Origin of the sequence: Bombella mellum, from assembly GCF_014048465.1 — a bacterium.
Classification (GTDB): Bacteria; Pseudomonadota; Alphaproteobacteria; order Acetobacterales; family Acetobacteraceae; genus Bombella; species Bombella mellum.
This window is the reverse complement of the sequence record NZ_PDLY01000001.1, coordinates 466,571-478,514: the sequence shown is the minus strand read 5'-3', so window position 1 is coordinate 478,514 and position 11,944 is coordinate 466,571. Positions and strand designations below refer to the sequence as shown.

At 61.5% G+C, this 11,944-nt stretch carries 8 protein-coding genes; 2 read left to right on the top strand and 6 right to left on the bottom strand.

The annotated features are described in order from the left end of the window. Window positions 1-5: 5 nt before the first annotated feature. The gene (cyoA, locus tag CPA56_RS02090; protein WP_229707341.1) at window positions 6-956 is read right to left on the bottom strand and encodes a ubiquinol oxidase subunit II; all 951 of its coding nucleotides are present in this window, start codon (window positions 954-956) and stop codon (window positions 6-8) included. Window positions 957-1,429: 473 nt separating this feature from the next. Beyond that, entirely contained in the window at window positions 1,430-2,194 is a 765-nt protein-coding gene (locus CPA56_RS02085) for a Bax inhibitor-1/YccA family protein (RefSeq protein ID WP_182040370.1), read from the bottom strand. A gap of 155 nt (window positions 2,195-2,349) precedes the next feature. Between CPA56_RS02085 and thpR the strand changes: the two genes are divergently transcribed. Further along, window positions 2,350-2,952, top strand: a complete 603-nt coding sequence (gene thpR, locus CPA56_RS02080) for an RNA 2',3'-cyclic phosphodiesterase (protein WP_182040369.1) — start codon at window positions 2,350-2,352, stop codon at window positions 2,950-2,952. Here thpR and CPA56_RS02075 read toward each other — a convergent pair. Next, window positions 2,913-4,994: a lysylphosphatidylglycerol synthase domain-containing protein gene (locus CPA56_RS02075; protein ID WP_182040368.1), complete on the bottom strand. Its 2,082-nt coding sequence runs from the start codon at window positions 4,992-4,994 to the stop codon at window positions 2,913-2,915. The genes thpR and CPA56_RS02075 overlap by 40 nt on opposite strands. 3 nt (window positions 4,995-4,997) lie before the next feature. Further along, window positions 4,998-6,626 carry a lysine--tRNA ligase gene (locus tag CPA56_RS02070; RefSeq protein ID WP_182040367.1) on the bottom strand — a complete coding sequence of 543 codons (1,629 nt, stop codon included), beginning with the start codon at window positions 6,624-6,626 and terminating at the stop codon, window positions 4,998-5,000. 102 nt (window positions 6,627-6,728) lie between these two features. On the opposite strand from CPA56_RS02070, the gene CPA56_RS02065 reads away from it, so the two are divergent. Then, window positions 6,729-9,722, top strand: coding sequence for an ATP-dependent DNA helicase (locus CPA56_RS02065; protein ID WP_182040366.1), 2,994 nt, complete (start codon window positions 6,729-6,731; stop codon window positions 9,720-9,722). A gap of 105 nt (window positions 9,723-9,827) precedes the next feature. Here CPA56_RS02065 and groL read toward each other — a convergent pair whose 3' ends face one another. Together groL and groES are read right to left on the bottom strand one after the other, a co-directional pair. Then, window positions 9,828-11,489 carry a chaperonin GroEL gene (gene groL / locus CPA56_RS02060; protein WP_043560525.1) on the bottom strand — a complete coding sequence of 554 codons (1,662 nt, stop codon included), beginning with the start codon at window positions 11,487-11,489 and terminating at the stop codon, window positions 9,828-9,830. Between the two features lie 54 nt (window positions 11,490-11,543). After that, window positions 11,544-11,834, bottom strand: a complete 291-nt coding sequence (groES, locus tag CPA56_RS02055) for a co-chaperone GroES (RefSeq protein WP_043560528.1) — start codon at window positions 11,832-11,834, stop codon at window positions 11,544-11,546. Window positions 11,835-11,944: the final 110 nt, after the last annotated feature.

Sequence of the window (11,944 nt, the reverse complement as noted above, 5' to 3'; positions counted from 1 at the left end):
AGTCCTCACATGCCGGTATTGGAAGGTGCTGCCGAATGAGATCCGGAATGCATGTCCATGGACTTCTCATCCATGTCCTTCCCATGATGGTCATGGGTCATGCCGACGTTGTACTGCGCAACGACGTTCTCAAACAGCCCAGCCTGTACGCTGGAGAAATACATGACCGGAGCCGGTTTCGGTGCCTCGTCATGCGGGGCAGGCGGCGGAGCATGGTATTTCTTGTAGGTCTGTGCGTCCAGAGCTTCCTTGACGACATGCGGGTTGTCGCCACTGCGGACGTTCTGCACCCAGGCGTCGAACTGCTCCTGCGGCATGGCAATGGTGCGGAAGCGCATGTCGGAGAAGCCCGGCCCCGTATACTGGGCGGCCTCACCCTGGAAGTTGCCCGGACGGCTTGCCATCAGGTGGAGCTGCGTCTCCATCCCGGCCATGCTGTAGATCTGGGATCCCAGCTGGGGAATGAAGAAGGACGTCATCACACTGTCAGACGTGATCCGGAAATCCAGAGGCGTCTTCGTGGGGACATCCAGCTCGTTGATGGTTGCGATCCCAAGGTCCGGATAAATGAACAGCCATTTCCAGTCCAGAGAAATCACTTCCACATGAAGCGGTTTTGCATTGGGCGCACCGACTTTTACCTGCATCTCCTTGGAGATCGGCCTGTACGGGTCGTAATAGTGCGTGCTCCAGTAGTTGAAGCCACTCAGAACAAGAATGATGAGAATGGGTACGCCCCAGATGAACACTTCAATCTTGTTGGAATGTGACCAGTTCCGTAGATATTCCGCCTTCGTATTTGAAGCCCGGTACTTCCAGGCGAATACGAGTGTCGCAATGATCACCGGAACCACAACGCACATCATGACGGCCCATTCAAGCACCATCATGTCGCGATTACCTTCCCCGATCGGACCGGCCGGCTGAAGAAGATCAACCGTACAGCCCGACAGCATCAATGCAGGCAACGCCGGGAAAAATCGCCAGAGTCTTTTCATGGATCCTGCCTCTATCTGTTGTTCTGCCATAGAAAAGCGAGAACACTTTCTGACACAGTCAGGATAGCGCAATCGCCACCGAACGTTGTCATCTTGTATGTGCCTTTCCCGTTCGTATCCTGACAACAGGGAGAAACTCTCCCCGTACTCAAAATGAAATATGGAGCCCAGAGACCCCAGTGCCGTCCACTTTAATCTTCCTGAACAGCGGAGATTACAAGGGGGCAAGCCTGACAAAAAAAAGGAACCCATTCGGTCTTCTTTAGAAAAAGACCGGTTATCCGCCGTTCCCAAGAAAACACCAGAAAATCATTAAAAACAAGAACTGTAACGCTTAATTTCTTATTTTCTTTCCAGTCGCAAAAAATCGCAACAAAAAAGGGGCCATACGGCCCCTTTCATGCCTGCGCAACAATCCGACTCATCACGGATCAGTCACGGCCATCCGACCGCACGCCGGTAAACTGGAGCAGGAACTGGAACAGGTTCACAAAGTTCAGATACATCGTCAGGGCATCATAGACCCCCATCTTCCCCAGCTCCCCGGCAGGCAGGGACATCGCATACTGCTGGTAGGAAAGCTTGATGCGCTGAGTGTCATAGGCCGTCAGCCCCGTGAAGAGCAGGACTCCGACGAAAGAGATCAGCACCGTCAGCCCATGTGCAGGCAGGAACATGTTAACCAGAGAGGCAATCACAAGCCCGATGAGTCCCATGGACAGGAAACTGCCCATACCCATCAGGGAGCGGTTGGTCACATAACCCCAGAGCGACATGACGCCATACAGCGAGGCGGCGATGAAGAAGGTCCGGACCACGGACGCCCCCGTATACGCCAGCAGAAGGGACGCCATGCTGATCCCCATGGCCACGCTGAAGAGCAGGAAGAGCAGCTGCGCCGTGGAGCGGGACAGACGGTTCACGCCAAAGGACAGGACCAGGATGAAGGCCAGCGGTGCAAAAATGCTCACCATCCCCAGTCCCGTCGGTGCGACCGAGAACATGTCGCCCCTCTGCACGATGTGGAAGAACAGTGCACGGAGCGACGTATGGACGACGGCATAGGCCGTCGCCCCCGTCAGCACCAGAGCGAGTGCCATCCAGTTATAGACACGCAGCATGTAAGCACGCAGGCCTGCATCGAAGGCGGCCGCCGTACGTCCCTGTGTTGCTTCAAAGTCGGAATGGAAAGCCATGACACCTGTATTCCAGAAATATCGTGAAGGAACGGTCCATCATGACCGCCCCTATCGTCCGGGTAGAATGTGGGGTAGTTTCCCCCCAAGTCAAGACAGCCCCCCTGAAACCCTGTCTTTCTTTTCGTTAATCTCCCTTCTGGCGGGAGGCCTGCATGAAACTCTCCCTTTTCCTCACCCTTCCCCCGACCCTCCAGGCTGAACTTGGCCTGCTGCGGGGCAGTCTGGATGATGTCCACTGGACACCGGCCGAGCGGAGCCTGATCCCTCTCCAGCATCTCGGACGGATCACCAGCCGACCGGAGATGGAAGAACTCGACATGGCCCTGTCCCGGCTTCACTGGGAGCCATTCTGCCTCGCCCTGCATCAGGTCGGCCACCAGATGGGCGAGACGGAGGACCGTCTGACCGTCGGGGTCACGCCACAGCAGCCGCTTGTCGCCCTTCAGAAACGTCTGGCCTCTGCCCTGCGACGGGCCGGGTTTCCACCGCCCCGCCGCCCCGCCGTGCCGGAACTGACGATCGGCCGCCTGCCGCCTGCTTCACCGACCGACCTCATCCCCTGGATACAGCGTCACAACCTGTTCCACAGCTCCAGCATGACGGTCGACCATGTCAGCCTGATGGAGGTCATCCCTGCCGGAAACGAAAAGCAGTACAGGCTCCTCGAAACCTACCCGGCCAGACCGGACCTGACCATTCCGGACGGTATGTCCTTCTATGATGATGATGAGGAGGAGGAGGACGGCGGAGCCTGAAGGCCCAGAACCGCCCTCAGGGCGTGATAGTCTTCCGGGCGGCAGACGAGAAACCAGCCCTCGTCCTGCTCCAGAGAGAACAGCCCCAGACCGAATGACGCATAGATGTCAGCCTGCCGTGCGCCATATTGCAGGACGGCAAGTCGGCAGCCCTCCTGCACGGCATAATCACGCAGCCGCCACACGGCACCGGCCCGCCGCCCCCTGGCCCCCACGGCTCCCCCCAGACAGAGCAGGACCGGCTCCGACAGGAGAAACGGCTTCAGCCGGACCACGGCACAGGCCGCCCTGCCCGTCGCATCCGGCAGCATCCCGTCCGGGATGAAAAGCTGCCCACATGGCAGGGCAAGAGCCAGACCGGACTCCTCAAGGCAGCCATAGCGGATGCGGGTGTCCATGTTCCACGGCGTGACATGAATCCGTGTCCTGCGGAGGGCCAGCCAGCAGCCCAGAACACAGCAGAGGGCCGCCCCGCCCAGAAACCACCGGCCAACCGCCGTATGGGCGTCATAGATCAGCGACCGCCACCAGACATGCCCCAGATGACGCTGCCTCACGATCCAGCTGACACCGGACAGTCCACACAGCCAGAGGGAGAACGGAGCCAGAATGAACGGAGAGAACGGCTCCACCCGCCAGTAGGCCTGACGGTAATAATTCTTGCGGAACGGCAGAAGCACCAGCAGGACGGCCAGCACGACGACAAAGGCCACCCAGTGCGCCTGCCGCACGGCCAGTATGGCCAGCGTGGCATACAGGGCCCCGACGGACAGCCTCCAGGCCAGCACCACCCGCTGGGACAGCCCGAAGGACAGCCCGACCAGCATGACCCCGATGAGCGTCAGCAGGAAGGCGGCCCCCTGAAGCACGATGGCCTGCCAGAAGGAATGGAACTGCGGCAAGGGAGCCAGCAGGGCATAGACCACGATGACGATGCCCAGCATGGCCTGACTGCCCGTGGCAACGATCGTGGCAAAATCCGCCTCGGATGAACGCAGGCTCTGGCTGTGCTCCATCGTCCTGCCGAAACGGGCCAGCAGCGAAGCTCCCTTGATGAGCAGCTCATTCCCAGCGAACATCACGCCCGCCAGCAGCAGCGGGATGATGTAATAGAACAGCCTGAAAACCAGAATTCCGGCCATGATGTGCGGCACGGAAAACCACGGTGACAGTGCCAGCAGCATGGTGCTGTCGAACACCCCCAGCCCGCCCGGAACATTAGCCAGAAGCCCCGCCGTATAGGCCCCGATATAGATGGCGAGAAATCCGCCGAACGTCAGGCCGCTTCCACCGGGCAGCGTATCCAGCACACACCAGGCGATCAGGGCCGTGGCGGACATGTCCGCCATGCTGGACAGTATCTGCCCCAGCCCGATCCGCCAGTCAGGAAAGGTCAGGGTCCATCGGTACAGGCGTATTTCCCGCTTCCAGCAGGGCAGCAGCACATAGGCCAGCAGAAGCACGAAACAGCCGCCACCTCCCAGTGTCGTCATCCAGTGCGGCATCTGCCGGACATAGGGGATGATGGCAGGCTGGGTAAGCAGGATGAGACCCACCAGCCCAAGCATTCCCAGCCAGTACGTGATGGAACAGAAGGCCACGATGCCGGCGATCTTCACGCCCGGCACGCCCCAGTTGCGGTACAGCCTGTACCGCACGGCCGTGCCCGAGATGGCCGCACAGCCCAGATTATGGGACAGGACGTAGGAACAGAACGCCACGAAGGCCGACCGCCGCCACGGGACACCGGCCTGCACATGATGACAGGCCAGACCATCATAGAAGGACAGGATGGCATAGGACAGCACGGTGGCCCCCACCCCTTTCCACAAGGCTGCGGAAGGAATGGCATGAAGCCCGCCCATGACCTGCTGCAACGAGAGATGCTGTATCTCCCGCCAGATCACCCAGACGGCGAAGACGAGCAGGACCAGCCCGACCAGTGCCGGCAGGCGCATCAGCAGAAGTCTCAGCCGTACCCCGACAGGAGACGGCGGGGATGCTTCCCCGCCGGAGGACGGAACACCGGAGTGATCCGCCATGCCTTAGCCCCTGCTCTCCTCTGTCACGGCCTCTCCGGTCGCCCCGTCAGGACGGGCCAAGGCCTCATCAATGAGGGTCACGGTCTCCTTCAGCCCGAACAGGGCCGCAAAGATGCCAAAACGGGGGCCTTCCTTCTGGCCCAGCAACACCTCATACAGGCACCCGAACCAGGACCGCAGCTCCGGCTTGGCGAAGTACCGCTTGCCCACCTCGAACACGACATTCTGCACGTCATCAGGCGTGGCATTGTCCGGAACGGTCTTCAGGGTTGCCGCAAGGTCTTCCAGCCCCCTGCGCTCCGTTTCCGTCGGAGCACGGAACACCTTGGTCGGACGGACACGCTCATTGAAGTAATCCAGGGCATGCTGCACCAGCCGTGCCACATAAGGATGCGTCTCCGGCGACAGGCTGGAATCATAGCGGCGCAGGAACTTCCAGAGCGTCTCCACTTCCCGGGCATTGGCCACGCTGGCCAGATTCAGCAGGGCCGTGAAGGAAACCGGGCTGGTATCCTGCGGACGCAGTTTCCCCTCATGGATGAACCATACCGGATTGGAGAGGAACTCCTCCGTATCCTGCTGCCCGCCCTTCTGTACAAGGGCCAGATATTCGTCCGTGGCTCTGGGAATCATGTCCGTATAGAGCCGCTTGGCACGGGTCGGCTGCTGGAACATGTAATGCGCCAGACTCTCCGACGGGCCGTACCGCAGCCACTCCTCCACGGAAAGGCCATTTCCCTTGGACTTGCTGATCTTCTGCCCGTTGGCGTCAAGGAACAGCTCGTAGGTCAGGTTCAGCGGCGGCTCGCTGCCAAGGATGCGGCATATCCTGGAGGACAGCTTCACGCTGTCGATGAGGTCCTTGCCGGACATCTCGTAATCGACACCCAGGGCATACCAGCGCATGGCCCAGTCGGCCTTCCACTGCATCTTGGCCTGCCCGCCATAGACGGACGTCTCGAAGCTCTTTCCATCCTCATCCTTCCAGACGACCGTTCCGGCCTCCGGGTTCACGCTGATGATGGGTACCTGCATGACACGGCCCGTCTCGGGATGGATCGGCAGCACGGGGGAATAGGTCGCCCGCCGCTCCCTGCCCAGCGTGGGCGCGATCACCTCGATGATACGGTCATGCTCTTCCAGAACACGCTTCAGGGCCGCATCGAAGATGCCGGACGTGTAGTAATCGGTTGCGGAGGCAAATTCATAATCGAACCCGAACGCATCGAGGAACTGGCGCAGGCGGGCATTATTGTGCGCCGCAAAGCTCTCATGCGTGCCAAACGGGTCGGGAATGCGGGAGAGCGGCAGGCCGAGATGTTCGGCCAGCATCTCCTGCTGGGGGACATTGCCCGGCACCTTGCGCAGGGCATCCATGTCATCAGAAAACGCCAGAAGACGGGTCCTGCGGCCTGTCAGCTTCTCAAAGGCCTGACGGACCCATGTCGTCCGGGCCACCTCGCCAAACGTGCCGATATGCGGCAGGCCGGAGGGGCCATAGCCTGTCTCCATCAGAACCGGTTTGCTGGGGTCCCTGTCTGCCACGCGGGCGGCCAGTTTACGGGCTTCCTCAAACGGCCAGAGCTTGGGGAAAGACGAATCATTCTGAGACGAAGGCGTATTTTTCTGCATAGGACTAATTATGAACCCTCCCCCTCCCGGTCAAGTATTCAGGGGAGCGGCAGGGCCGCTTTCTCCTCGCAGAAAGGAGGCTTCCTGTGTATGAGGGAGGGGATGTCCAGCCTGTTCCGCTCCTTCCTCGACGCTCCGGCCCTGATCGCCCGGCACGGCCTCTCCTCCCTCATCACGCCTGACGGGGAGGTGCTGGACACTCCCCTCCCTGAGGTCCGCAACACGCTCCGCCTGCTGCCCCCGCCGCTGCTCATCCACGGCCCTGCCACGCTCCGCCTGCTGGAGCTGCCCCCGGAACCTCCTCCCGCCCCCTGGCTGGACCTGCTGGAGCTGTTCCTTCTCGTCCATCCGGCCCGCAGCGTGACCCCGACGGCCCGTGGTCTCGCCCTGGAGCTGGGCCTTGCCGAACCGGCTGACACGGCCCCCCTACAGGCCGACATCCTCTACCGGATCGCCCGTCATCTTCTCGATGAACTGTCAGGGCAGCCTCCCCAGAAAATCGCCACGCTCCACCTCCTGCTCCCCACCCTGGAACGGGCCGGATGGAGCTGGCACGACATCGTGAAGGATGCCCTCCCTCCTCAGGACGGTCCCCCCCCTGCCAGCAGGGGCCGGAAGGCCGATGCCCTGAAAATATGGAAACGCCTGCCCCAGTGGGAGGACCGTGCCGCCCGTCCGCCCGCCGGCAGCCAGCCTGTCAGCCAGCAGGAAGCCCGCAGGCGTCTTTCCGCCCTGCTGGGCAGGAATGCGGAACCCCGCCCCGGTCAGGCCGACTTTGCCTCGGCCACGAGCTATGCCTTCACCCCCCGGGATGTCGCCAATGCACCCAACATCATGCTGGCTGAAGCCGGAACGGGAACCGGAAAGACGATGGGCTACATCGCCCCGGCCAGCCTCTGGGCCGAAAAGAATGACGGAGCGGTCTGGGTCAGCACCTATACCCGCCATCTGCAACGGCAGATCGAACAGGAACTGACCCGCCTTTACCCCAGCCCGACAGAACGGCACGAGCTTGCCGTCATCCGCAAGGGGCGGGAAAACTATCTCTGCCTCCTGAATCTGGAGGACATCACCACAGCTCTCCTCAACCGCCAGCCACAGGGGCAGCCCGGCCTCATCCCGCTGGTCTTTCTTGCCCTCTGGGCCGAAACCACGGAGGATGGCGACCTGATGGGAGGCGACCTGCCCGGCTGGTTCGGGGACCTGTTCCAGCCCGGGCTGCTGAACATGATTGCCGACCGGCGGGGCGAATGCATCCATTCCGCCTGCCCGCATTATCAGAGCTGCTTCATCGAGCATGGCATACGCCGTGCGCAACATGCCCGGTTCGTCATCGCCAATCATGCGCTCGTCCTGTCCCAGGCGGCGTGGAACGCCATGCTGCCGCAGGACATGGCCCCCGGCAATCTGGCGGACGAGAATGGCGTCCCCACCCGCTATGTCTTCGACGAGGGCCATCACATCCCCGATGCGGCGGACAGTGCCTTCTCCCTGGTCTTCTCCGGGCTGGAAGCGGCTGACCTGCGCCGCTGGATCCTCGGGGCAGAAGGGGGACGCTCCCGTGCCCGTGGGCTGATGCGCCGCATGGAAGACCTGCTCGAGCGTCTCCCTGCCCTGAAGGACTGTCTTCAGGACCTCGTCCATGCCACCCAGAAAGGACTTCCACGCCCGGGCTGGAGCGGCCGCCTCCATGAAGCCAGACAGGCCCGTCTGACCCCACCCCAGCCGGAAAGCCCCCTGACGGAGGAGGACACTTCCCCTGACATTGCCTCCAGTGACGATGATGAGGACATGCCCCTGGCCACGGCAGTGGAGGAATCCTCCCCCGCCCAGCCTGCCGAGGATTTCCTCCAGATGCTGGACATGCAGCTTGATGCCCGCATGGATGAGATACAGATGCAGACACGGGGCGAACAGGGCCATTACCCCCGGCAGGAATGCGACCTGCACCCCATCCCCGCCCCGCTGAGGGAACGGGCCGAGGCCCTGCTCACGGCCCTTCAGGACATCGTCACCCCGCTGGACCGGATCATCAAACATCTTCAGGAAGCACTGGAAAATCAGGACGAAGACCCGGACACCAGCTTCCAGCAGCGGCTGGAAGGAACCATACGCAGCCTGTACCGCCGTGCCCTCTCCCGCCTCCAGGGGTGGATCAGCATGATGCGGGCCATCATGGACCAGCCGACCATCCAGCGGGGGCTTCCCACCTATGTGGACTTCATCCATCGTGAACCCCTGCCCGCCACACGGCTCCTACAGGCAGGACATGACATCGCCCTGAACCGCCACTGGCTGGACCCGACCATTCCCTTCGCCAGCACCCTGCAAAGCACCACGCACGGGCTGCTCATCACCTCCGCCACCCTGCGGGACCGCAGTCCGGATGAGGACGGGGAAGCCGGATGGGAAAAGGCCGAACGCCGTCTGGGCACGGCGCATTTCCTCAAGCCCCCCATGCGGGCGGCCCTGATGAGTCCCTTCGACTATGCCCACCAGACACGGGCCTACATCATCACGGACGTTTCACGGGACCCGGCAGCACAGGCGCAGGCCTTTCAGGCCCTTTTTGAAACTGCCAATGGAGGAGCACTGGGGCTGTTCACAGCCATCCGACGGCTGAAGGACGTCCACCGCCGCATCCATGAGCCACTGGGGATGAAGAACATCCCCCTCTATGCCCAGCATGTGGATGCCATGAACAACGCCACGCTGGTGGATGTCTTCCGTACCGAGACGAACAGCTGCCTGCTGGGCACGGATGCCATGCGGGATGGCGTGGATGTTCCCGGAGAGGCACTCCGCATGGTGGTGATGGAACGCACCCCCTGGCCCCGGCCCGACATCCTGCATCGGGAACGCCGCCGCCATCTTTCCGGCGGCAGGCCGGGTGACTATGACGACCTCATCACCCGGATGCGCCTGCGCCAGGCTTTCGGCCGTCTCATCCGCCGTGCTGATGACCGGGGCGTGTTCATCATTCTGGACAGCCGGATGCCGTCCCGCCTTCTCTCGGCCTTCCCGGATGGCGTACCCGTCCAGCGGTTGTCCCTGACCGAAGCACTGGCCGACATTGACGGCTTCCTGAACCGTTAAAACACAAAAAAGCCCCGCTCCCGAAAGAGCGAGGCTTTTCTTTCTGCCCGTACGGGACAGGAGGCCATCCCGGCCGTAGTGACCGGGATGGGAAAGGATGAGCGATCAGAAGCCGCCCATACCTCCCATGCCACCCATTCCGCCCATGCCACCCATACCGGCACCGGCAGCATCGTCGGACTTCTTCTCCGGACGCTCGGCAACCATGGCTTCGGTGGTGATCAGCAGGCCAGCCACGGAGGCTGCATCCTGAAGGGCCGTGCGGACGACCTTCGTCGGGTCGATGATACCGGCAGCCACGAGGTCCTTGTACTCACCCTTCTGGGCGTCAAAGCCTTCGTTGTAGTTACTCAGTTCCAGCACCTTGCCAGCAATCACGGCACCATCTTCACCGGCATTGTGGGCGATCTGGCGCAGCGGAGCCTGAAGGGCCTTGCGGACGATCTGGGCACCAGCACGCTGGTCATCGTTCTCGAAGGTCAGGTCATCGAACAGCAGGCTTGCACGGGCCAGAGCCGTACCACCACCCGGGACGATGCCTTCCTCAACAGCGGCACGGGTTGCGTGCAGGGCGTCATCAACACGGTCCTTGCGCTCCTTCACCTCAACCTCGGTGCTGCCACCGACACGGATGACGGCAACGCCACCAGCCAGCTTGGCCAGACGCTCCTGGAGCTTCTCACGGTCATAGTCGGATGTCGTGGCTTCGATCTGGGAGCGGATCTGGGCGCAACGGCCCTTGATGCCCTCGGCAGCACCGGCACCCTCGACGATGGTGGTGTTCTCCTTGTCGATATGCACCTTCTTGGCCGTGCCAAGCATGTCCAGCGTGACGGATTCCAGCTTGATGCCGATATCCTCGGAGACGACCTGACCACCGGTCACGATGGCGATGTCTTCCAGCATGGCCTTGCGACGGTCACCGAAGCCCGGAGCCTTAACGGCAGCGATCTTCAGGCCACCACGCAGCTTGTTGACGACCAGCGTGGCCAGAGCCTCACCATCAACTTCCTCGGCGATGATCAGCAGCGGGCGACCAGACTGCACGACGCTTTCCAGCAGCGGCAGCATCGGCTGGAGAGAAGAGATCTTCTTCTCGTGGATCAGGATGTAGGGGTTTTCCAGATCAGCCGTCATCTTCTCCGTGTTCGTCACGAAGTACGGGGAGATGTAGCCACGGTCAAACTGCATGCCTTCCACGACATCCAGCTCGGTGTGCAGGCCCTTGGCCTCTTCCACAGTGATGACACCCTCATGGCCGACCTTCTCCATGGCTTCGGAGATCATCTTGCCGACTTCGGACTCACCGTTGGCAGAGATCGTGCCGACCTGGGAAATCTCGTCCTGGGAAGAGATCTTCTTGGTACGGGTCTTCAGCTCTTCCACGACACGCAGCACGGCCTTGTCGATGCCACGCTTCAGGTCCATCGGGTTCATGCCGGCAGCGACGGCCTTGGCACCCTCACGGATGATGGCCTGGGCCAGAACGGTAGCGGTCGTGGTGCCGTCACCAGCCACATCGTTGGTCTTGGAGGACACTTCACGCACCATCTGTGCGCCCATGTTCTCGAACTTGTCGGCCAGCTCGATCTCCTTGGCGACGGAAACGCCGTCCTTGGTGATGCGGGGGGCACCGTAGCTCTTGTCCAGAACGACATTGCGGCCCTTCGGACCGAGCGTCACCTTCACGGCATTGGCAAGGATATCAACACCACGGAGCATGCGCTCACGGGCATCAGCACCAAATTTCACGTCTTTAGCAGCCATAACACCTAATTCCTTCAAAGATGGTCAGAGAGAAAAATATCCGGGAATGTGGCCTCAGCCGACGATGCCCAGAATGTCGCTCTCTTTCATGATCAGCAGGTCTTCACCGCCGATCTTCACCTCGGTACCGGACCACTTGCCAAACAGGACACGATCGCCAGCCTTGACATCCAGCGGCACGACCTGACCCTGCTCATTGCGGGCACCGGACCCGACGGCCAGGACCTCGCCTTCCATCGGCTTTTCCTTGGCGGTCTCAGGAATGATGATGCCACCGGCGGTTTTTTCTTCACCGTCCAGACGGCGGACCACTACACGGTCGTGAAGGGGACGAAACTTCGTCATGGATCACTCCATTTTAGGCTGGCCCTTCCATAAAGCAGCGCAGCCGGGTTATTGCGCTCATTCTAGCAGCGCACCAGTAAACTCCCCGATCGAACGGGGCGAGTGAGAGA